This window comes from Enterobacter sp. Res13-Sevr-PEC09-46 (assembly GCF_015672585.1).
GTDB classification, from domain to species: Bacteria; Pseudomonadota; Gammaproteobacteria; order Enterobacterales; family Enterobacteriaceae; genus Enterobacter; species Enterobacter hormaechei_C.
The window spans coordinates 1-23197 of sequence record NZ_JADABR010000026.1 but is presented as its reverse complement, the minus strand read 5'-3'; the positions used below and the strand labels follow the sequence as shown (position 1 = coordinate 23197).

Annotated in this window: 18 protein-coding genes; 4 read left to right on the top strand and 14 right to left on the bottom strand. The window is 56.3% G+C overall.

Annotated elements, in window-relative coordinates:
- Positions 1–61: 61 nt before the first annotated feature.
- From IMQ56_RS17300 to pgi, 5 genes are all read right to left on the bottom strand, one after another.
- Positions 62–2158: a YjbH domain-containing protein gene (locus IMQ56_RS17300; protein ID WP_017382616.1), complete on the bottom strand. Its 2097-nt coding sequence runs from the start codon at positions 2156–2158 to the stop codon at positions 62–64.
- Entirely contained in the window at positions 2158–2895 is a 738-nt protein-coding gene (locus tag IMQ56_RS17295) for a capsule biosynthesis GfcC D2 domain-containing protein (RefSeq protein ID WP_048973983.1), read from the bottom strand. The genes IMQ56_RS17300 and IMQ56_RS17295 overlap by 1 nt, the downstream gene beginning before the upstream one ends.
- A complete protein-coding gene (locus IMQ56_RS17290) occupies positions 2892–3530 on the bottom strand; it encodes a YjbF family lipoprotein (RefSeq protein ID WP_017382614.1) in 639 nt (212 codons plus the stop codon). The genes IMQ56_RS17295 and IMQ56_RS17290 overlap by 4 nt, the downstream gene beginning before the upstream one ends.
- Before the next feature lie 63 nt (positions 3531–3593).
- Positions 3594–3836, bottom strand: coding sequence for an exopolysaccharide production protein YjbE (gene yjbE, locus IMQ56_RS17285; protein ID WP_003860341.1), 243 nt, complete (start codon positions 3834–3836; stop codon positions 3594–3596).
- A gap of 366 nt (positions 3837–4202) precedes the next feature.
- The gene (gene pgi, locus IMQ56_RS17280; protein ID WP_196064104.1) at positions 4203–5852 is read right to left on the bottom strand and encodes a glucose-6-phosphate isomerase; all 1650 of its coding nucleotides are present in this window, start codon (positions 5850–5852) and stop codon (positions 4203–4205) included.
- 373 nt (positions 5853–6225) lie between these two features.
- Here pgi and lysC point away from each other — a divergent pair, with 373 nt between their 5' ends.
- The 3 genes from lysC (at position 6226) to IMQ56_RS17265 (ending at position 8936) form a co-directional block, all read left to right on the top strand.
- Entirely contained in the window at positions 6226–7575 is a 1350-nt protein-coding gene (lysC, locus tag IMQ56_RS17275) for a lysine-sensitive aspartokinase 3 (RefSeq protein WP_006810501.1), read from the top strand.
- A 93-nt stretch (positions 7576–7668) separates the two neighbouring features.
- A complete protein-coding gene (panS, locus tag IMQ56_RS17270) occupies positions 7669–8613 on the top strand; it encodes a ketopantoate/pantoate/pantothenate transporter PanS (protein WP_196064103.1) in 945 nt (314 codons plus the stop codon).
- A gap of 50 nt (positions 8614–8663) precedes the next feature.
- Positions 8664–8936: a DUF3811 domain-containing protein gene (locus IMQ56_RS17265; RefSeq protein WP_017382612.1), complete on the top strand. Its 273-nt coding sequence runs from the start codon at positions 8664–8666 to the stop codon at positions 8934–8936.
- Here the strand turns inward: IMQ56_RS17265 and rluF are convergent, their stop codons facing one another.
- The 5 genes from rluF to metH form a co-directional block, all read right to left on the bottom strand.
- Complete coding sequence (gene rluF, locus IMQ56_RS17260) at positions 8937–9809, bottom strand: 23S rRNA pseudouridine(2604) synthase RluF (protein ID WP_003860347.1); 873 nt, start codon at positions 9807–9809, stop codon at positions 8937–8939.
- Between the two features lie 54 nt (positions 9810–9863).
- The gene (locus tag IMQ56_RS17255; RefSeq protein ID WP_017382610.1) at positions 9864–10181 is read right to left on the bottom strand and encodes a CcdB family protein; all 318 of its coding nucleotides are present in this window, start codon (positions 10179–10181) and stop codon (positions 9864–9866) included.
- The gene (locus IMQ56_RS17250) at positions 10181–10441 is read right to left on the bottom strand and encodes a type II toxin-antitoxin system CcdA family antitoxin (RefSeq protein ID WP_047745947.1); all 261 of its coding nucleotides are present in this window, start codon (positions 10439–10441) and stop codon (positions 10181–10183) included. The genes IMQ56_RS17255 and IMQ56_RS17250 overlap by 1 nt, the downstream gene beginning before the upstream one ends.
- A gap of 128 nt (positions 10442–10569) precedes the next feature.
- Positions 10570–12201: a Na/Pi cotransporter family protein gene (locus tag IMQ56_RS17245; protein ID WP_003860350.1), complete on the bottom strand. Its 1632-nt coding sequence runs from the start codon at positions 12199–12201 to the stop codon at positions 10570–10572.
- A 116-nt stretch (positions 12202–12317) separates the two neighbouring features.
- Entirely contained in the window at positions 12318–16001 is a 3684-nt protein-coding gene (metH, locus tag IMQ56_RS17240) for a methionine synthase (protein WP_045331964.1), read from the bottom strand.
- A gap of 193 nt (positions 16002–16194) precedes the next feature.
- On the opposite strand from metH, the gene iclR reads away from it, so the two are divergent.
- Positions 16195–17022 carry a glyoxylate bypass operon transcriptional repressor IclR gene (gene iclR, locus IMQ56_RS17235; RefSeq protein WP_003860353.1) on the top strand — a complete coding sequence of 276 codons (828 nt, stop codon included), beginning with the start codon at positions 16195–16197 and terminating at the stop codon, positions 17020–17022.
- Between the two features lie 23 nt (positions 17023–17045).
- On the opposite strand, the gene aceK is transcribed toward iclR, so the two are convergent.
- The 4 genes from aceK to metA all read right to left on the bottom strand — a co-directional run bounded on the left by aceK (position 17046) and on the right by metA (position 22985).
- The gene (gene aceK / locus IMQ56_RS17230) at positions 17046–18797 is read right to left on the bottom strand and encodes a bifunctional isocitrate dehydrogenase kinase/phosphatase (RefSeq protein WP_017382607.1); all 1752 of its coding nucleotides are present in this window, start codon (positions 18795–18797) and stop codon (positions 17046–17048) included.
- A gap of 51 nt (positions 18798–18848) precedes the next feature.
- Positions 18849–20153, bottom strand: a complete 1305-nt coding sequence (aceA, locus tag IMQ56_RS17225) for an isocitrate lyase (RefSeq protein WP_023295753.1) — start codon at positions 20151–20153, stop codon at positions 18849–18851.
- Between the two features lie 31 nt (positions 20154–20184).
- Positions 20185–21786, bottom strand: a complete 1602-nt coding sequence (aceB, locus tag IMQ56_RS17220; RefSeq protein WP_017694727.1) for a malate synthase A — start codon at positions 21784–21786, stop codon at positions 20185–20187.
- A gap of 269 nt (positions 21787–22055) precedes the next feature.
- Entirely contained in the window at positions 22056–22985 is a 930-nt protein-coding gene (gene metA / locus IMQ56_RS17215; RefSeq protein WP_017382604.1) for a homoserine O-succinyltransferase, read from the bottom strand.
- Between the last annotated feature and the right edge of the window lie 212 nt (positions 22986–23197).

Genomic DNA, 23197 nt, shown 5'->3' with positions numbered 1-23197 from the left:
CCCGGCCTACAAAAACACTCTCGTAGACCCGGTAAGCGCAGCGCCACCGGGCAAATAAGCATCAGCGGAAGTTAATGTTCTTATCGCTGGTCATATCATACAGCTGGAATTTACGTCCAAGCTGCTGACCGCCGTCGCGCGTCAGCGGCGTCCAGCCCACTGCCGCACGGCTGCGGGTTGGGCCTGATGAGAACAGATCCAGCGGAATCGACACGTACACCCCTTTGGTGAAGTCCCCTTCCCCGTACTCGTCTGGCGAAACGTTGGTGATGGTGGCATAGCCGCCCACCACGACGCCGCTGTCGAAGTGTTTGGAGATATCCAGCGTGCCGCCCTTATCACCCGCCAGATACTGGCCGACGCTGGCTTTCACCAGCACGTCCTGCGCGAACGACGGCGTCCAGTAGGCGGTCAGGTGGCCGGTTTTGACGCTGTAGTCGGTGAACTTCATCATGTCCTGCGCGCTGCGCCAGTCACGCTGTTTCACGTAGTTGGCATCAACCCCAAACGCCCAGTTGCTGTCGACAGGACGATAAAGCACTTCTGCCCCGGCGCCGCCGAACATGGTTTCCAGATAGCCACCGTAAACCTGGCCGTAGAAGCCGTTGCCGAAGTACTGGAAGTAGTTGGCCTGGAGGTTATTCACGTAGATATCGTTCTGCACATATTCGCGAACGCGGGTACGCACGCGCGGCAGTTTTGAATCGTTCGGCGGGTTGGTGTAGTTAAATTTGTCGTAGTTGTTAGCAATGTTGCCGAACAGACTACCGGTGGTCAACAGGTGGTCGGTCACCCACAGATCCGCCGTCGCCATCGCCCCCAGCTGATACATGTAGAAGTTTTCCGGCCCACCCACGGACTGGTTCAGCACCGGATCGATATGGAAATCGAAGCGGGATTTATCGATATACCAGCCCTGCTCGGTGCTCTCTGGCACCACCGGCTCAACGCGTTTTTGTACCAGCTCGGTTTCATGTCCCAGCGGTTCGCCTTCAAGATGACGCTTAAGGCTGGCAACATCGGTTTCGGTTGTGACCTGCGGCAGGTTGAGGCGGTTCTCCGTCACGCGGATCGTGCGGATCCCCTCCGGCAGATCGTTCATGACGATCCGGTTGGCGCGCTCGATCCCTTCGCGGGAGTCGCGGTATTTTACCTGCTCGCCGGTGACGTACAGCGTATCGCCTTTGGTCTGGATCTTTGGATCCGCCAGGCCCGCGTTATATTTCAGCAGCGTCAGCTGATTCGCTACCACGGAGTGCTGAATGATCGCATCCTGCGGCTCCGGCTGATATTTTGGCCGCGGGTTGTCATTGTAGTGCGGCCGCATGTCGTTAAAGTTAGTGCGCAGGGTAAAGCCAAACATTAGGGTATTACCGCGCTCATAGCTGAGGTTAACGTCGGCCCAGTCGGTGACGCGGTAAATGGCGCCGACGTTAAACTTGCTCTTTTGCTCAATTTTCCCGGCGAAGTCCTGCGAGTAGTCGTTTCCTTCGTACTCCAGCTTCAGACGTAACGGCTGCCACGGTGTTTGATACTCCACGCCGCCAAACAGCGAGGCCGGGCCGTGGAACATCTGGTCCCCGTTGATGGAGCCTGCTTTCTGGTAGCTGTTATCGCGGTAGCAGTATTTATCGCTGTAGGTACAGAACGGATTTTTGACGTTGCCGCTGGTGCCGAGATAGCCCCATCCCAGACCGAGTGAGAAATCAAACGGTCCCCAGGCTTTGCTGGCCACGATGTATTCCGCGTCAAACAGGCCGGTCCCGCCGATATCCTTCGCACCAACGGAGACCTGCGGCATCCAGTAGCTCTCTTCCCACAGGCGCAGCTTCACGTCGAAAGCTTTGTCTTTATAAGTCTGGTCGCCGGAGAAGGCATCCACGCTGCTGTACTGTTTTGTACGCACGTCGGTGTAGCGCAGCGTGGTCTCCAGCCAGGGGAACAGCTGCACGGACGCAGAGTAGTAACGGTACTGATCGTTATCGCGATAGTTAAGGCTGATTTCCCCCTCGCGGGCCATACGCGCGGTTGGGGTTTGCAGTAAGCCCACGCCGCCAAAATCGGACTGCGACGGGCCGATGGGTGCCGGATACGTTTCTGCATGACAGGCGGCACTCACGCACAGTGCAAGCATGCTGTAGAGATAGGTTTTTTTCATTATTCCGGTATCCGCTGTATCAGGGAGCGAAGGATATCGGCATTAAGCCCATCATACGCTTTCGTCCAGAAATGGTCGGCAAAACCGACAAAAATGATGCTGCCTGGCATAGGTTCGATATGGCGTTTATTCCAGTAAGCCACCGGCGCTTTCTGCGTATGCCCGTCCGGATAGACCACCCAGGCATAGCTGTTATCCGCTCCGCTGAGCAGACTTTGCTCGTCGAGATAGCTCGCCACGTCCCGGCCCGGCGTAAACGGCTTTTTGCCAGGGCTGCTGAGAAGCCCCATCACGGTGACGGTGGAAGGTTGAGCCGGAAGCCACAGGGTATAGTCCCCTTCCAGCGACGGATTGCCGTTTTCCGCAACGCGCACCTCATCCGGATCCAGATTCACCTTCTGGCGCCCCGTCACCTTAACCGCCTGAAGCTGTTGACGCAGGCTAGTAATGGCCGCGGCATCGTCGGTATCTTCCTGTTGTGCCAGCCCGCTCAGTCGGGCGAGCAGCGCCTGATGTTTTTGTTCCGCTACGATCGTCGCCTGACGCTCGCTGATCACCGCCCCGGTCCACCAGCTTCTCGCCAGCCTCGGCTGCCCCACCAGATCGAGCAGATGCCCGGCATTGGTTAAGGTTTTAGGTTTTTCGCTGTCCGGGGTGTAGACCTGTACCGTTCCCGCAGACCACGCCAGCGGCGAGGTCAGGCTGGCGAGAAGCGCAATGTGGATGAACATTTTCATGATTTCGCCGCCTTGATCAGGGTGGCCTTCACCGGGAAGAAACCGGCACCGAGATACTGTAAGGACTGGCGGATTTGCCCCTCTTCGTCCACCCAGAAGCGGTTATGCCAGGTGGCCTGATCGGTTGTCACTTCTTCATCCAGCACGCGCACCTGCGTTTCGTCGCTGCCCACTTTGACACTGTCCGTACCGTCCCAGCGGAAGGTGGAGCGGGCCGTGGCGTAGCGCACCTGTTTATGCTCGGTCCAGCCCATCGTGCGCGTCCAGCTTGCGCCATCGACGATCTGATTCGGCTTGATGAGCGGATCTTCAGCCAGGTTGTTCACCTCAAGCAGGTTGTCGCCGCCGAGCAACGTTTTCACGATGCGGGAATGCTGCGTCACGATGGTGGCCTGATCCTGCGTCACCCATTTCTGCTGCCCGTTTTCATCGAAAGCGAGCACCACAAACAGTTGCGGACCATCGTTTAGCTGCATGTACTGGCTGGCATACGGCATGTTCTGAAGTTCGTCATCGGTCAGATGCACGCCCGGCGTGCCGAACATGCTGTCCCACAGTGAGTGGCCCAGCCCTTTGGTGGTAGCTGAGCACGCCTGCAACAGCAGGCAAATCAGGATGATTGCAGGTCGCTTCACGACTCTTCTCCGAAGGGGCGAAATAACCACACCGAAGTGTGGTTATGATTAAAACACCCGTTATTACTGGGTGCTGGTCGTCGTAGTGGTCGTGGTTCCGGTATTGGAGCCATCACCGCCACCGGTTGCCGCCAGCGCGACACCCACGGCTGAACTTACGGCGCTGGTGCTGGCTGCGGTAGAACTCCCCGCAGACGCAGACGTCGCTGCCGACCCTGCTGCTTCCCCGACCTGGACCGGAGCTGCATAGACAGACGTCGCCGCAAGCGCAGATATGGCAAAAATGCCATACAGTACTTTCTTCATAACAATTTCCCTTCAATGAATGAATGGAGATTTGCCCGAAAAGAAATTCAGGCGGATTCGAGTATACACAACTAAAGCAGTGGGTTTACCGTGGGGGTAAATAGGGATGAGGTTTTCAGACTAATGGTTAAAAATGGAAGGAAAAGAGAATCAAGGAAATATATAATCACTATAAATCAACCATTTATAATATAAGAACATTAAAGCATCACTCCGTATTTTCTTAAAATAAACCTCAGCAATTAACGGGGTTACCGTCTTTTTCGGATTAAACTCAGCTTCAGAATTTGAGATAACTAACAGACATCAGGAATTATCCGATAAAAAAATGCCGGCATATCGCCGGCATTGTTCATGACATATTTATTACGCACGCCAGGCTTTATAACGGTTAATCAGACCATTGGTGGAGCTGTCGTGGCTGTCGATCGCTTTATCGTCACCCAGCTCTGGCAGAATGCGGTTTGCCAGCTGTTTGCCCAGCTCAACGCCCCACTGGTCAAAGGTGAAGATGTTCAGAATAGCGCCCTGAGTGAAGATTTTGTGCTCGTAGAGGGCAATCAGCGCACCCAGGCTGAACGGCGTGATTTCGCGCAGCAGAATGGAGTTAGTTGGACGGTTGCCTTCGAACACTTTAAACGGCACAACGTGCTCCAGCGTAGCCGGATCTTTACCCTGGTCACGGTATTCCTGCTCAACCACCTCGCGGGATTTACCGAACGCCAGCGCTTCGGTCTGGGCGAAGAAGTTAGACAACAGCTTCGGATGGTGGTCGGACAGCGGGTTGTGCGTGATCGCCGGGGCGATGAAATCGCACGGTACCATTTTGGTGCCCTGGTGGATCAGCTGGTAGAACGCGTGCTGACCGTTGGTGCCCGGCTCGCCCCAGATGATTGGGCCAGTCTGGTAATCCACCGCGTTGCCGTTACGGTCAACGTACTTGCCGTTGGATTCCATGTTGCCCTGCTGGAAGTAGGCCGCAAAGCGGTGCATGTACTGGTCGTACGGCAGAATCGCTTCGGTTTCAGCGCCGAAGAAGTTGTTGTACCAGATCCCGATCAGCGCCAGCAGTACCGGCAGGTTTTTCTCAGGCGCGGTGGTGGAGAAGTGTTTGTCCATCGCGTGCGCGCCGGAGAGCAGTTCAACGAAGTTGTCGAAGCCCACGGACAGGATGATGGACAGACCGATCGCAGACCACAGTGAGTAGCGGCCGCCCACCCAGTCCCAGAACTCAAACATGTTCGCGGTATCAATACCGAACTCACCCACCGCTTTACCGTTGGTGGACAGCGCCGCAAAGTGTTTCGCCACGTGCTTTTCGTCGCCCGCGGTTTTCAGGAACCAGTCGCGCGCGCTGTGGGCGTTGGTCATGGTTTCCTGAGTGGTGAAGGTTTTAGACGCCACCAGGAACAGCGTGGTTTCCGGGTTCACCTTTTTCAGCACTTCAGCGATGTGAGTCCCATCGACGTTGGACACGAAGTGCATGTTGAGGTGGTTTTTGTACGGGCGCAGCGCCTCGGTCACCATGAACGGGCCGAGGTCAGAGCCGCCGATACCGATGTTTACGACGTCGGTGATCGCTTTGTCGGTGTAGCCTTTCCAGCTACCTGAGATGATCGCTTCAGAGAAGGTTTTCATCTTTTCCAGCACCGCGTTCACTTCCGGCATCACATCTTTGCCGTCTACGATAATTGGCGTATTGCTACGGTTACGCAGGGCCACGTGCAGGACGGCACGGTCTTCGGTGCGGTTGATTTTCTCACCGGAGAACATGGATTTGATGGCATCTGCCAGCTCAGTCTCTTTCGCCAGATCTTGCAGCTTCGCCAGCGTCTCTTCGGTGATACGGTTCTTGGAGAAATCCACCAGCATCAGGTCATCGAAGGTGGCGGAAAACTTGCTGAAACGATCGGCATCTTTCGCGAACAGATCCGCGATAGTGACGTCTTTCATTTCATCAAAATGTTTCTGTAGTGCCTGCCATGCAGCGGTCTGCGTTGGGTTGATGTTTTTCATAGCAATACTCTTCTGATTTGAGAATTGTGACTGCGGTCGATTGTAGCGCCTGCAAATAAAAATTGTGATGGTTTTTATGCCATTGCCCTGGTCTGCATCAAACGCAGGTGAAAAGACCCGAAAAGTATAGCTGCTGTCGCGCCCTTCCGGCGTGGCGAAATGTTGGTCAAAAAGGGGAAAAAGGAGCATAAAATATGGGCCTGTTATAAGTCCTGTTTCTGAGGGGTACCCCCCCATGAAAAATCCGCATAATCCCAGCATTGACAGGACCTCCCCCGCATTTTATTTATAGGGCCGTATTTTGCGCCTGCACCTGTTCTCGCTTCATTCTTGTGCCAAGGTCGCTCTATTCATTCCCTGACACGAGGTTGTTATGACGAGTTTTGTGGTCGCCAAGTTTGGCGGCACCAGTGTGGCAGACTACGATGCCATGAACCGCAGCGCCGATGTGGTGCTGGCCGATCCGAATACCCGCCTGGTGGTGCTTTCCGCCTCAGCCGGCGTGACGAACCTGCTGGTTTCCCTGTCTGAAGGACTGGAAGCGACCGAGCGTTTCGTGAAGCTGGATGCACTGCGCAAAATTCAGTTCGACATTCTCGAGCGTCTGCAAAACCCGAACGTCATTCGTGAGGAAGTGGAACGCCTGCTGGAAAATATCACCACCCTGGCAGAAGCCGCGTCGCTGGCCACCTCCAGCGCACTGACCGATGAACTGGTCAGCCACGGCGAACTGATGTCCACCCTGCTGTTCGTTGAGATCATGCGCGAGCGCAATATTCAGGCGCAGTGGTTCGACGTGCGTAAAGTGATGCGCACCAGCGACCGCTTTGGCCGCGCCGAGCCGGACGTGGAAGCCCTGGCTGAGCTGACTAACCAGCAGCTTGCCCCGCGCCTGGATGAAGGCATAGTGATCACCCAGGGCTTTATCGGCAGCGAAGCCAAAGGGCGCACAACCACGCTGGGCCGTGGCGGTAGCGACTACACCGCCGCCCTGCTGGGTGAAGCCCTGCACGCCACCCGCGTGGATATCTGGACGGACGTGCCGGGTATCTACACTACCGACCCGCGCGTGGTCTCTGCGGCAAAACGTATTGACGTGATCGCCTTTGAAGAAGCGGCTGAAATGGCGACTTTCGGCGCGAAAGTGCTGCACCCGGCCACGCTGCTGCCCGCCGTGCGCAGCGACATTCCGGTCTTCGTTGGCTCCAGTAAAGATCCAAAGGCGGGCGGGACGCTGGTCTGCAAGAAAACCGAGAACCCGCCGCTGTTCCGCGCGCTGGCCCTGCGTCGTAAGCAGACGCTGGTTACCCTGCACAGCCATAATATGCTGCACTCCCGTGGATTTCTGGCGGAAGTGTTTGGCATCCTGGCGCGCCACAATATCTCCGTGGACCTGATCACCACGTCAGAAGTCAGCATCGCGCTGACGCTCGACACCACCGGCTCCACCTCTACCGGCGACACCCTGCTGACGCAGTCGCTGCTGATTGAGCTTTCCGAGTTGTGCCGCGTGGAGGTGGAAGAAGATCTGGCGCTGGTGGCCATCATCGGTAATAAGCTGTCGCGCGCATGCGGCGTGGGCAAAGAGGTGTTCGGCGTGCTCGACCCGTTCAATATCCGCATGATTTGCTACGGCGCGTCCAGCTACAACCTCTGCTTCCTGGTCCCTGCCGATCAGGCCGAGCAGGTCGTGCAGAAACTTCATCAGAATTTGTTTGAATAAAATTCGTTAGCACGATAAATAATATCAATAAGCCGGGCACAGACCCGGCTTTTTTATAACAAAACAACACGACAATACTGCAAGGAATTCACTATGCTCTCCGCTATCACCCGGCTGTTCCCGTTATGGGCGCTGCTGCTCTCTGTACTCGCGTATTACACTCCCACCACGTTCACGGGCATTGGTCCGTGGGTCACCACGCTGCTAATGCTGATTATGTTCGGCATGGGCGTGCATCTGAAAATTGATGATTTCAAACGCGTGCTGTCTCGCCCGGCGCCGGTTGCCGCAGGGATTTTCCTGCACTACCTGGTGATGCCGCTCGCGGCCTGGCTGCTGGCGATGGCCTTTAAGATGCCGCCCGACCTTTCCGCCGGGATGGTGCTGGTGGGGAGCGTCGCCAGCGGTACGGCATCTAACGTCATGATCTATCTGGCGAAAGGCGACGTGGCGCTTTCCGTCACTATCTCGTCCGTTTCCACGCTGGTAGGCGTGGTTGCCACGCCGCTGTTAACCCGCCTGTACGTGGACGCGCATATCCAGGTGGACGTAATGGGCATGCTGCTTAGCATCCTGCAAATCGTGGTGATCCCGATTGCGCTGGGGCTGGTGATCCATCATCTCTTCCCGCGGGTGGTGAAAGCGGTTGAGCCGTATCTGCCCGCGTTTTCGATGGTCTGCATACTTGCCATTATCAGCGCCGTGGTAGCCGGTTCCGCATCGCACATTGCTTCGGTGGGCTTTGTGGTGATCGTCGCGGTTGTACTGCATAACACTATTGGTCTGCTGGGCGGTTACTGGGGCGGGAAGCTGTTTGGCTTTGACGAATCCACCTGCCGCACGCTGGCGATCGAAGTGGGGATGCAGAACTCCGGCCTGGCAGCGGCGCTGGGTAAAATTTACTTCTCACCGCTGGCAGCGCTGCCGGGGGCGCTGTTCTCCGTCTGGCACAACCTGTCCGGTTCGCTGTTAGCTGGCTACTGGTCCGGTAAGCCGATTGATGACCAACCGAAAAAAGATGCGGTGAAACAGGGTTAATTGACCCGGCTTGCTTTACACTGAAGCCTCCCCATCAGGAGGCTTCAGCAATGGCTACACCACGTTTGACCCAGAAAGACATGACCGAAGCCGAGCAGCGCGAACTGAAAACGCTACTCGACCGCGCCCGTATCGCGCATGGCCGCACGCTGACGAACGCCGAAACCAATCAGGTTAAAAAAGAGTACATCGATAAACTGATGGCGCAACGTGATGCTGCGGCGAAAAAAGCCCGCAAGCTGAAAAAAGAGCAGGCGTATAAACCCGATGCAGAGGCGACTTTTTCCTGGTCCGCCAGCACATCAACCCGTGGAAGGCGCTAATCAGCGCCCTTTCTTTTTGCGCCCCGGCTGGGTAAAGCGTTTTCCGTTGCCCGGCTTGCCCCGCCCTTTCTCTTCCGCCTGCGGCGCCTTCACCACCGGACGCTTAATCGCCTGCGTTTTCGGTTTGGCTTTAGCTTTCGGCTTCGCTTCGGACGAGGAGTTTTCGATCAGTTTGAACAGCTCGATCAGCTCGTCATCCGTTAAGTCACGCCACTCGCCCAGCGGGATCCCGGACAGGCTGACGTTCATGATGCGCGTGCGTTCCAGCTTCGTCACTTCATAACCGAAGTACTCGCACATACGGCGGATCTGGCGGTTCAGGCCCTGCACCAGCGTGATACGAAACGCGAACGGCGCCTCTTTTCTGACTTTACACTTCTTCGTCACGGTACCGAGGATCGGCACGCCTGCGCCCATCCCGCGGATGAACTCGTCCGTGACCGGCTTGTTCACCGTAACGATATACTCTTTCTCGTGGTCGTTACCGGCACGCAGAATTTTGTTCACCAGATCGCCGTGGTTAGTCAGGAAAATTAACCCCTGAGAGTCCTTATCCAGACGGCCAATCGGGAAGATACGGCTGCTGTGATTCACGAAATCAACAATGTTGTCCCGCTCGCCATCTTCCGTGGTACTGACAATCCCAACCGGCTTGTTCAACGCGATAAACACCAGGTCTTCGGCATCACGCGGTTCGATGACCTGACCATTCACTTTCACCACATCGCCAGGCACTACCTGATCGCCAATGGTGGCGCGTTTGCCGTTAAGAAACACGTTACCCTGTTCAATGTAACGGTCAGCCTCGCGACGTGAGCAGATCCCGCTCTCGCTAATGTATTTGTTTAATCGGGTTGATTGAGTTGGCAGCATAGTTTCTCCTGTGAAGGGCGAAATATACCTTACCTTGCGCCTGACAAAAAAGTCCTAGTAACCGCTGATCAGAAAATCGAGTGCATCCCGCAATGAAGCACTGCTGTTAGTAAGATCGGCAACGCGTTCACCTAACTCTTTTGAAGAGATGCCTGACAGCATATGCATCATGACAACGCAGGACTTACCCGCGATTTCAACGACAGGGCACACTTTCGCAGGCGGACGAATGCCGCCCAACTGGCTTAATTCAACGGCGGGAGCAACCAGTACATGTTTCATCACATTAGCAACAGGATGCTGCATATTAATAAGCCATGGATATGCTTTTTTCCCATTACCTTCATTCGCATAAGCAAAATATTGCTCCATCAGAATGACCTCTGAAAGTCACTAAAGGAGCCGTTTTCATCAACCCACTGGTTAATGGCCTCTATAGACGCTTTATTTTCTGCTAACCACTCTGCGCGCTGATGCGCACGAAACTGCTCCTGTAGAGCGGCCGTGAGTACAGCAGAGAGATTGAGCTTAAGACGTCGCGCTTCTTCAAGAATTTCTGGTGCTAACGAAACATTGACTGATTTTTTAATGCCATTAGTAGTGCGCATGATAACCCCCATTGGAATGCGCATGAATTAGCGAAGTGTAGCGTAATAAACGAGCATTTTCTATTCCCTTAAAAATGTAAGGCCTTAAGAATGAATTGCTCTTTAGAAGGTGTCACGCCTCACAAAAGGGTTTTGCGAGGCGCTTTCAGAGATTAATACTCATCCCGCTCATCGTCTTCATCCGGCTGCTCCATCACGCTGTACGCCACCGCACAGAACAACGAGTTCAGGCGCTTCATATCGCCCAGCAGTCCCAGGTGGAGTGAGCTGGTCTCGATACTCTGCACGTTCTGCTGGTGCAGACGCTCAACGTGGGCGTGTGAGTAGCGGCGATTAAGGATGCGGAAACGATGCTTATTGCGGCGCAGGCGGCGCGCGCTCGGCACGTCGCTGGAGAAGAAGACCGACATCGCCAGCTTCAGGTTGCTGACCAGCTGTTCGTGCAGCGCTTCCAGCTCTTTCAGCCCTTCAACAGAAAACGCCCGGCGTGCGGCCAGGGATTTGTCTGCGATTTCACTGCCCATACGCTCGACAATATCCGAAGCCTGCTCCAGGTTAAGCGACATCTCGATGATTTCCGCCCAGCGGCGCGACTCCTCTTCCGCCAGCTCGTCCTGGGGGATCCGCGCCAGATAGAGCTTGATGGCGGTATACAGCACGTTGATATCGTCCGCCAGCCTGCGCAGCTCTTTTTCTTCGCGCGGCTCGCCGTGCATCACCTTTTGCAGCCCTTCCAGCATGGTTTCCATCGCGTCGCCCATGCGCAGCGTTTCGCGGGCGGCATTGGCGATTGCCAGCGCAGGAGTATCCAGCACCGAGGTGTCCAGATGCTTCGGTTTAAGGCGCGCGTCCAGCTCCGGTTCATCACGAATAAGCCGCTCGCAGAAGCGGGCCATCGGCGCGGCAAACGGCACCATCGCCAGACAGCGCACCAGGTTGTAGAAGACGTGGAAGTAGATCACCAGCTCCGCTTTCGGCAGAGAGAGATTATCCATCAGGTTCGCCAGCGGGTGCACAAACGGCAGAATGATCAGGCTACCCACCAGCTTAAACAGTAAACTCCCCAGCGCCACCCGGCGGGCGGCAGCGTTGGCGGCGCTGTTGTTGAGCATCGCCAGCAGGCCAGAGCCGAGGTTGGCACCGATCACCAGGCACAGCGCCACCGGGAAGGAAATTACCCCTGCGGCGGTTAAGGTCGCCGTCAGCAGGACCGCTGCCAGGCTGGAGTAGCTGACGATGGCGAATACCGCGCCGATCAGCGCATCCAGCATAATATCGCCGGTTAACGAGGCGAAGATGACCTGCACACCGTTGGCCTGGGTGATCGGCGTGACAGCCTGCACAATCAGCTCCAGTGCCAGCAGGATCAGCCCGAGGCCAATACCGACGCGGCCAAGCTGCCCGGCACGGCTTTGCTTACGGCCGAGGAAAAAAATGACGCCGATAAAAATCAGCAGTGGCGACAGCCAGGAGAGATCGAACGTCAGGATACGCGCCATCAGCGCGGTACCGACGTCGGCGCCAAGGACAATCACCAGCGCCGGGGCGAGCGCCACCAGATCCTGCGCCACGAACGAGGTGACGAGCATGGTGGTGGCGTTGCTGCTTTGCACCAGCGCCGTGACGCCAATACCCGCGCAGAAGGCGAGCGGCTTCTTCTCAACGCTGCCGCTGAGAACGGTACGTAAACGTGCGCCAAACACGCGCATCACACCGGTACGAACGATATGGGTGCCCCATACCAGCAGTGCGACTGCGGAGAGCAGGTGTAACAACGTCAACACGGTAGGTATTCCTCCTTATCGTTATTCGTTTTCCTGAGGTTCAGTATAAGGGTTTAAACGTAAGAAAGAGACAGGGCACCATAGCGGTGCCCTGTTTGTTGTAAGGAAAAGTGACGTTAGTCTGCGTCGTAGCCCAAATTCGGCGCCAGCCAGCGTTCCACCTCTGACACGCTCATGCCTTTACGCAGGGCGTAATCCTCAATCTGATCGCGCTGAAGCTGTGCCACGGCGAAGTACTTGCTGTCCGGATGGCTGAAGTACCAGCCGGAAACGGACGCGCCCGGCCACATGGCGAACGACTCGGTGAGCTTCATGCCGGTATGCGCTTCGACGTCCAGCAACTTCCAGATAGTGCCCTTCTCGGTGTGTTCCGGGCAGGCCGGATACCCCGGCGCCGGACGAATGCCCTGGTAGTTTTCGCGGATCAGCTCCTCGTTGCTGAGATTCTCATTCGCCGCGTAGCCCCAGTGCACCTTACGTACGCGTTCATGCAGATATTCAGCGAAGGCTTCCGCCAGACGGTCGGCGATCGCTTTCACCATGATTTTGTTGTAATCATCGTGCTGCGCGTCGTACGCATCCGCCAGCGCGTCTTCTTCCAGACCACCGGTTACGGCAAAGGCGCCGATATAGTCGGCTTTACCGGAGAGTTTCGGTGCGACGAAATCCGCCAGGCAGTAGTTGGCAAAGCCCACTTTCTCGGTTTGCTGGCGCAGGTGGTGGCTCACGGCCAGCACGTGGGTGCGGGTTTCATCGCGGTAGATTTCCACGTCGTCGCCCACGCGGTTCGCCGGGAACAGCCCCACCACGCCGCGCGGGTTGAGGGCTTTCTCTGCGCTCAGCCTGTCGAGCATGTCGTTAGCATCTTTAAACAGGCGCTTCGCCTCTTCGCCCACCACCTCATCTTCAAGAATGCGCGGATATTTGCCCGCCAGCGACCAGGTCATGAAGAACGGCGTCCAGTCGATGTAGTTACGCAGCGTTTCGATGCTGGCCGTCACGTCCTGCACGCCCAGACGGTGTGCGACCGGCGGCGTATAGCTGGACCAGTCGAACGCCAGATCGTTATCGCGCGCCGCCTGAAGCGAAACCGGCGGCGTGCGCGGTTTCTTACGTCCATGCTGAATGCGGACGGTTTCATACTCTTTGCGGGTGCGGGCGACAAAGTCATCGCGCTGGGTGTCGGACAGCAGCGCGGAGACCACGCCCACAGTGCGCGAGGCGTTTTGAACATACACCGTCGGCCCACTGTAGTTCTGCTCGATTTTCACCGCCGTGTGGGCTTTCGAGGTGGTTGCCCCGCCAATCAGCAGTGGAATGGTAAAGCCCTGGCGCTCCATCTCTTTTGCCACGTTGACCATTTCGTCAAGCGAAGGCGTAATCAGCCCGGAAAGACCAATCAGATCCGCATTCACTTCGCGCGCGGTCCTGAGGATTTTATCCGCCGGGACCATCACGCCAAGATCGATAATTTCGTAGTTATTACACTGCAACACCACGCCAACGATGTTTTTGCCGATGTCGTGTACGTCGCCCTTCACGGTGGCGATGACCATTTTACCGTTACTGGAGCCCTTCTCTTTGCTGGCTTCGATAAAGGGTTCCAGATACGCCACCGCCTGCTTCATGACGCGGGCGGATTTCACCACCTGCGGCAGGAACATTTTGCCCTCGCCGAACAGATCGCCGACCACGTTCATACCGTCCATCAGCGGCCCTTCGATCACTTCAATCGGACGGGCGGCCTGCTGACGCGCTTCCTCGGTATCCTGCTCGATAAACTCGGTAATGCCTTTTACCAGCGAGTATTCCAGACGCTTATTCACATCCCAGGAGCGCCATTCGGCCTGTTGAACGTTGGCTGATTCGTCAGATTTACTGCCGCGGTATTTTTCCGCCAGATCCAGCATGCGTTCGGTGGCGTCGTCACGACGATTGAGGATCACGTCTTCTACGGCGTCGCGCAGCTCGGCTGGCAGATCGTCGTAAATTGCCAGCTGGCCGGCGTTGACGATCCCCATGTCCATCCCGTTGCGGATGGCGTAGTAGAGGAATACGGCGTGGATCGCCTCACGCACCGGGTCGTTGCCGCGGAACGAGAACGACACGTTTGACACGCCGCCGGAGATCAGCGCATGCGGTAGCTCGCGTTTAATGTCTTCACACGCGCCGATAAAGTCTTGGGCGTAGTTGTTGTGCTCTTCGATGCCGGTCGCGACAGCGAAGATGTTCGGGTCGAAGATGATGTCTTCCGGCGGGAAGCCCACCTCTTCGGTCAAAATTTTGTACGCGCGGCGGCAAATCTCAATCTTGCGCTCGCGGGTATCGGCCTGGCCCACTTCATCGAAGGCCATCACCACCACGGCGGCTCCGTAGCGACGGACCAGCTTCGCGTGGTGGATAAAGGTATCGACGCCCTCTTTCATCGAGATGGAGTTAACGATACCTTTGCCCTGAATGCACTTCAGCCCTTTTTCGATGACTTCCCATTTGGAAGAGTCAATCATGATCGGCACGCGGGCGATATCCGGCTCACCGGCAATCAGGTTGAGGAAACGCACCATTGCCGCTTCGGCATCAAGCATCCCCTCGTCCATGTTGATATCGATGATCTGCGCGCCGCTTTCTACCTGCTGGCGGGCAACGTCCAGCGCTTCGCTGTACTTCTCTTCTTTGATCAGACGCTTGAACTTCGCAGAACCGGTAACGTTAGTACGTTCACCCACGTTCACAAACAGGCTGTCGTCGCCGATGGTCAACGGCTCCAGGCCGGACAGACGACAGGCTACCGGAAGCTCGGGTAGCTTGCGCGGTGGAAGCCCGGCGACGGCGCGGCTCATGGCGGCGATATGCTCAGGCGTGGTGCCGCAGCAGCCGCCGACGATGTTGAGGAAACCAGATTCGGCCCATTCGCGGATTTGCGCCGCCATGGTGTCGGCATCGAGATCGTATTCACCAAACGCGTTCGGCAGACCGGCGTTCGGGTGGGCGGTGACGTAGCACTCTGCGATGCGCGAAAGCTCCTGCACGTACTGGCGCAGTTCGTCCGGCCCCAGCGCGCAGTTCAGGCCGAAGGAGAGCGCTTCGGCGTGGCGCAGGGAGTTATAAAACGCTTCGGTTGTCTGGCCGGAAAGTGTGCGCCCCGAGGCGTCGGTGATGGTGCCGGAAATCATGATCGGCAGGTCGACGCCCAGCGCCTCGAACTCCTCTTTCACCGCGTAAATTGCCGCTTTGGCGTTGAGGGTGTCGAATACGGTTTCAATCAGGATCAGATCGGAACCGCCTTCCACCAGCGCTTTAGTGGACTCACGATACGCGGCCACCAGCTGGTCAAAGGTGATGTTCCGAAACGCCGGGTCGTTGACGTCCGGAGAAATCGACGCGGTGCGGTTGGTTGGGCCCAGCACCCCGGCTACGTAGCGCGGCTTGTCCGGCGTACGGGCCGTCCATTCGTCGGCGCAGGCGCGCGCCAGCTTCGCCGCTTCAAAGTTGATCTCCGCCGACAGGGATTCCATCTGGTAATCCGCCATGGCGATGGTTGTCGAGTTGAAGGTGTTGGTTTCAACAATATCCGCACCCGCTTCGAAGTAAGCGTTGTGGATATCCCTGATGACAGACGGTTTGCTTAACACCAGCAGGTCATTGTTCCCTTTCAGGTCACAAGGCCAGTCGGCAAAGCGCTCGCCGCGGAAATCGTCTTCACTCAGACGATAGCCCTGGATCATGGTGCCCATGCCGCCGTCCAGCACCAGAATTCGTTCATTTAACTGCGCACGCAGTTGCTCTACTTTGCTGCTCACACTTGCTCCCGACAACGCTCAACATGGCCAAAAGGCTGCGTTCCATACTGGCATAATCTCGCAGGGTCGAAAAGTCACACAGCGGTAACATGAGACATGTTCACTATCACTCCTCCGATCAGTCAGGAAAGCGGTTGCAAAACCACCAAATAAAACGAAAATGATTTCCACGATACAGAAAAAGGAGTTCGTCATGGTTACGACCGTTCCCGCTAAACGCGGCAGAAAACCTGCTGCAACCACCGCTGCACAACCTGGCGGACAGGTTCAATCCCTGACGCGCGGCCTGAAGCTGCTGGAATGGATAGCCGAATCGCATGGTAGCGTGGCCCTGACAGAGCTGGCGCAGCAGGCTGGCCTGCCGAACTCCACCACGCACCGTCTGCTGACCACCATGCAGCAGCTGGGCTTCGTGCGTCAGGTGGGCGAGCTGGGACACTGGGCGGTGGGGGCGCATGCATTTATTGTCGGCAGCAGCTTCCTGCAAAGCCGCAACCTGCTGGCGATTGTCCACCCGATTCTGCGCAAGCTGATGGAGGAGTCCGGCGAGACGGTAAACCTGGCCGTGCTGGATCAGAGCGATCACCAGGCGATTATCATCGACCAGGTGCAGTGTACACAGCTGATGCGCATGTCCGCACCGATTGGCGGCAAGCTGCCGATGCACGCCTCTGGCGCAGGGAAAGCGTTTCTCTCGCAGCTGAGCGAAGAGCAGGTAACGGGGCTGCTGCACCGTAAAGGACTGCACGCCTATACCCACGCCACGCTGGTGTCGCCGGTGCATCTGAAAGAAGATCTGGCTCTGACCCGCAAGCGCGGCTATTCGTTTGATGACGAAGAACATGCCCTCGGGCTGCGCTGCCTCGCGTCCTGCATTTTTGACGAGCACCGCGAGCCGTTTGCCGCTATCTCCATCTCCGGGCCGATTTCACGTATGACCGACGACCGCGTCACCGAGCTGGGCGCGATGGTGATTAAGGCCGCGAAAGAGGTGACGCTGGCGTATGGTGGGATTCGTTAAACGTGCATTGCCGCCTGATGCCCTCACCCCGGCCCTCTCCCACAGGGAGAGGGAGAAAAGCGGATGCAAAACCGCTGCTTGCGGCGGTAAGCGTAGACATCTTCCACGTGCCCATTTTTTATCCGCGTTTGCAGCCCGCGCCAGTAGCTGGCGCGGAACAGATCGGCATGCATCTCTTCGAATAGCGGCCCGATGCGCGGGTCGGCACAAAGCCAGTGGCGAAACTCCTCCGGAAACACATCGCCCGGCGATACGCTGTACCACGGCTCGCTGGATAGTTCATCTTCCGGGTAGCGCGGCGGCGGGATATCGCGGAAGTTCACCTCGGTCATGTAGCAAATTTCATCGTAATCGTAGAACACCACCCGCCCGTGACGGGTGACGCCGAAGTTTTTAAACAGCATGTCGCCGGGAAAAATATTGGCGGCGGCGAGCTGGCGAATCGCATTGCCGTACTCTTCAATGGCGTCTCGTAAAGCCTGGCCTTCGGATTGCTCCAGCCAGATATTTAGCGGCACCATCCGGCGTTCGATGTAGAGATGGCTAATCGCAATCTTATCGCCAAGATCGGTAATTTTCGTCGGCGCTTCCTGCATTAGGAGCGACATCAGCGCCGGATCGATCTGCTGCTTATCCAGCACAAAGTTTTCAAACTCCTGGGTATCCGCCATCCGCCCGACGCGATCGTGCTCTTTAACCAGCTGATAGCAGGCGCGGACGTGAGCGGCGGTCATCTCTTTCTGCGGGGCGAATTTATCCTTAATCACCTTAAACACGCGGTCGAAGCCCGGCAGTGTGAAAACCAGCATCACCATGCCGCGGATCCCCGGCGCTTCGATAAACTGCTCATCAGCCGTGGTGACATAACGCAGGTATTCCCGATAACTTTCCGTTTTGGCATGCTTCTGACAGCCAATCGCCATATACAGCTCGGCGGTGGTTTTGCCCGGCAGGATCTCGCGCAGCCACTCCACCAGGGCGGCAGGCAGTGGGGCATAGACCATGAAATAGGAACGGGCGAAGCCAAATACGATACTGGCCTCAGCGCTGGTAGTCAGGCAGGTATCGACAAACAGTTCGCCGTCGTCGGTACGGTGAATGGGTAGCAGAAACGGCACGATGGCTGTCGGCGTAACCAGTTTGCCCACCAGCCAGGCGGCCTTATTCCGGTAGAAAAGCTCGTTGGCAACCTGCAAATGGCTGCGGCTGAGCACCGCCTCGCCGAAGGTTTCACTGAGATACGCGTGGATATAGCCGATATCCCGGGGTTTATTCTCCCACGGCAGGCGCAGCGGCAAATCCGTTAAGACGCGGTGCAGGAGCTTTTCCCAGCCGCGATCGGGAAAGAAATCTTTCGCCAGCGGACGCGGGATGGTACGGAAGCGGCGCTCCGGCTGGGAGCTGAAGATAAATAACCGCTCAGGAGATAATGAGCGGTGGTCAAATAACCGGCAATAGACGGAGTTGAAAAAGCTCTCCGCAATCTCGAAGCGCGGGTAGTCGGGTAACAGATGGGTGTAATGCTCTTTCACGCGCAGTAAAAATTCCGCATCCGGGCTTTTACCGTCGGTGATACAGCGCAGTTGCTCCACCACCAGACCTACGTGGTGATCATAAAGATGGATACGCTGCTTCATGGCCTGCTGAACCGCATGCCAGTCGGCGTGCTCAAAACGCTGTTGCGCGCCGGAGGTGACTTCCAGAAAGCGGCCATACTGGGCATCGAAGCCCTGCAAAATAGTTTGGGCAATCAGTAATTCCAGACCACGCGACATATATTCCCCCTCACCCCAACCCTCTCCCCGAGGGGGGAGAGGGGGAAAAGATTAGAACTGTGCTTCTTCCGTCGAGCCCGTTAATGCCGTGACGGAGGAGGCCCCGCCCTGAATAATCGTGGTCACATTATCGAAGTAGCCGGTTCCCACTTCCTGCTGGTGCGAAACGAAGGTATATCCTTCTTTGCCCGCCGCAAATTCTGGCTGCTGCACCTTCTCAACATAGTGTTTCATGCCTTCGCCCTGCGCGTAGGCGTGCGCCAGGTCGAACATGTTGAACCACATGCTGTGGATACCCGCCAGGGTGATGAACTGGTACTTGTAGCCCATATCTGACAATTGCTGCTGGAAGCTGGCGATGGTCGTATCGTCCAGATTCTTTTGCCAGTTGAAGGACGGCGAACAGTTATAGGCCAGCAGCTTGCCCGGATACTTCGCATGAATCGCATCGGCAAAGCGCTTCGCCAGCGCCAGATCCGGCGTGGAGGTTTCACACCAGACCAGGTCGGCGTAAGGGGCATACGCCAGGCCGCGGCTGATCGCCTGTTCAATACCGGCATGTGTGCGATAGAACCCTTCGCTGGTACGTTCGCCGGTAATGAATTCGCTGTCATACGGGTCGCAGTCAGAGGTGATCAGGTCCGCCGCGTCAGCATCGGTACGGGCAATCACCAGCGTCGGCACGCCGAGCACGTCAGCAGCCAGACGCGCGGCAACCAGCTTCTGGATCGCTTCCTGGGTTGGCACCAGCACTTTCCCGCCCATATGCCCGCACTTCTTCACCGACGCCAGCTGATCTTCAAAGTGAACGGCCGCTGCACCGGCCTCAATCATGGATTTCATCAGCTCAAAGGCGTTCAGCACGCCGCCGAAACCGGCTTCCGCATCGGCGACGATCGGCAGGAAATAGTCGATAAAACGCGGATCGTGGGGTTCGATACCCGCGGCCCACTGGATCTGATCCGCACGGCGGAAGGTATTGTTGATCCGATCCACCACTGACGGCACCGAGTTCGCCGGATAAAGAGATTGATCCGGATACATGCTGGACGCAAGGTTAGCATCCGCCGCGACCTGCCAGCCGGAAAGATAGATAGCCTCAATGCCGGCCTTCGCCTGCTGCAATGCCTGACCGCCGGTCAGCGCGCCGAGGCTGTTGATATAGCCTTTTTTAGACCCCCCATGAAGCAGATCCCACATTTTCGCCGCGCCGTTCTGCGCCAGCGTACATTCCGGGTTAACCGAGCCGCGTAACTTCACCACTTCCTCTGCGCTGTACGGACGGCGAATGCCTTCCCAGCGCGGTTGGGTCCACTCTTTTTGTAACTCTTCGATCTGTTGGGTACGGGTTTTCATGTGCAGATGCTCCATATTGTTATGTGGTGAATTACGCCAGGAAGCGGTAGCCCGGCAGGGTCAGGAAGTCGATTAAGTCATCAGAGGTGGTGATTTGCTCCATCAGACGTGCGGCATCGTCAAAACGCCCACTGCTGAAGCGGTGCTCGCCCAGTTCGTCCTGGATGACCCGCATCTCTTCGGCCAGCATCTGACGGAACAGGGCTTTGGTTACCGGTTTGCCGTTGCTGAGCGTTTTTTGATGATGGATCCACTGCCAGATGGAGGTACGTGAAATTTCCGCCGTGGCGGCATCTTCCATCAGTCCGTAGATCGGCACGCAGCCGTTGCCTGAGATCCATGCCTCGATGTACTGCACGGCGACGCGAATGTTGGCGCGCATCCCCTCTTCCGTGCGTTCGCCCGCACACGGCGCCAGCAACTGTTCTTCTGCGATTGGCGCATCGTCTTCACGGGTGACAAACAGCTGGTTTTTGTTGTCGCCGAGTACGCGGTTAAAGACTTCCATCGCCGTATCGGCCAGACCAGGATGGGCAATCCACGTCCCGTCGTGGCCATTACGGGCTTCCAGCTCTTTATCGGCTTTCACCTTGTTGAGCACCTGATTGTTACGCTCTGCGTCTTTGCTCGGGATAAACGCCGCCATGCCGCCCATCGCAAAGGCGCCGCGTTTGTGGCAGGTCTTAATCAGCAGGCGCGAGTAGGCGCTGAGGAACGGTTTATCCATGGTGACAACCTGACGATCCGGCAATACCCGGTCGGCATGGTTTTTCAGCGTCTTGATATAGCTGAAGATGTAATCCCAGCGTCCGCAGTTCAGGCCCACAATATGGTCACGCAGCGCATGGAGGATCTCATGCATCTGGAATACGGCAGGCAGGGTTTCAATCAGCAGCGTGGCCTTAATGGTGCCGCGCGGCAGGCTGAAGCGGTCTTCTGCGTAGCTAAAGACTTCACTCCACCACGCCGCTTCCTGCCAGGACTGTGTTTTAGGCAGATAGAAATAGGGGCCGCTGCCTTTCGCCAGCAGGTTTTTATAGTTGTGGAAGAAGTACAGCGCAAAGTCGAACAGGCTGCCCGGAATCGCTTCTCCGCGCCAGGTGACGTGTTTTTCTGGCAAATGCAGACCGCGTACACGGCAGATCAACACCGCCGGATTCGGTTTAAGCTGGTAAATTTTACCGGCTTCGTTGGTATAGCTGATGGTGCCGTTGACGGCGTCGCGCAGGTTGATCTGCCCGTCGATAACTTTCTGCCAGTCCGGCGCGAGGGAATCTTCGAAGTCCGCCATAAACACTTTGACGTTGGCATTCATGGCGTTGATCACCATTTTGCGCTCTACCGGACCGGTGATCTCTACGCGACGATCCTGTAAATCTTCAGGGATTCCGCGGATTTTCCATTCACCATGACGAATGGAAGCGGTTTCCGAAATAAACCCTGGCAACTTGCCGTTATCGATCTCCTGCTGTTGATGAATGCGCGCCGCCAGCAGTTTATTTCGCTGTGGCGTAAAGCGCGTCACCAGTTCAGTCAGAAACTCTACCGCTTCTGCCGTCAAAACTTGCTGTTCTTGCTCACCATTCGGCTGGGTAAAAGTCAGTTCATCGACCGTTGTTGCCTGTTGAGTCATCGTTCTGCTCCTCATCAAAGATCCAAATCACGCCCCCGACTCGAGCGAAAGATCGTTGTGTAGTTTTCGCTCAGCAGAATTAAGACTATCTATAATTTTTCCAAAATCAAAAACAATTTCCATTTTAATTTATATCAAATCACAACTGCATGATTAATATGGAATTAAAGTTTTCTTCGATGTTGAGTTGGATTTCGGAAATAAAAAAGGCACCCGAAGGTGCCTGATCTGAATAGCTGAAACGCTTTAGGATCGTTTAATGCAGACGATTACTCCAGCGTCGGATTCATGTGGCGCAGATCGTACGGCGTAATCTGGTAGACGTAATAGTTGAGCCAGTTGGTAAACAGCAAATTTCCGTGGCTACGCCAGGTTGCCCGAGGCGTGTTTTGCGGATCATTTTTCGGGAAATAGTTGTACGGGACATCCGGATTCAGACCCGCTTCAACGTCACGAAAATACTCTGACGCGAGGGTATGCGGATCGTACTCAGGATGGCCGGTAACGAACGCGATGCGTTTGTCTTTACTGGCGAACAGGTAGGCATCGCCGTCTTCCGTTTCGGCCAGGATTTCCAGGTCGGTGTAATCGCGGATCAGCTGTGCCGGAAAATCGGCGTAGCGAGAATGCGGGGCCAGGAAAGTGTCATCGAAACCACGCGTCAGCAGCGCATGCGGGTGAAGAATGTGGTGTTCGTATACGCCAGAAAGTTTGTCGCTGCGGGTTTGCTTGGGAATGCCATAGAGGATATTCAGCGCGGCCTGTACCGCCCAACAGACAAACAAGGTGGACGTGACGTGATCTTTTGCCCACTCCAGCACCTGCCTGATCTGTGGCCAGTAGGCAACGTCATTAAATTCCACCAGACCCAGCGGTGCGCCGGTGACGATCAGTCCATCGAAATTCTCATCGCGAATATCTTCAAAATTACAGTAGAAGTTATTCAGATGCTCAGCAGGCGTGTTGCGTGACTCACGCGCGTCAATGCGCAGCAGCTGGATATCAACCTGAAGCGGAGAGTTGGAGAGCAAACGCAGGAACTGGTTCTCCGTTTCGATCTTCTTTGGCATCAGATTAAGGATCAGCACCTTCAGCGGGCGAATTTCCTGACCAGAAGCACGCGAAGTTGTCATTACGAAGACATTCTCTTCACGCAAGAAATTGACGGCTGGTAGCTCGTCCTGCACCCGAATCGGCATAACCTTAAATCCTCACAGCATACGTATAAACGTTTAGACATCCAGACAGCTAACGATACCCAGAAACGGGGTTAATGTCGAGTCTGCAAGCGAAAGGTGAGAAAGTTTCAAGGAGGAAAAGCATGTAGGGCGGGTAAGGCTGGGCCACCACCCGACTTTTCAGAACGTGCAAAGCAAAAAACCCCGCACCTTACGGTACGGGGTTCTTCTTA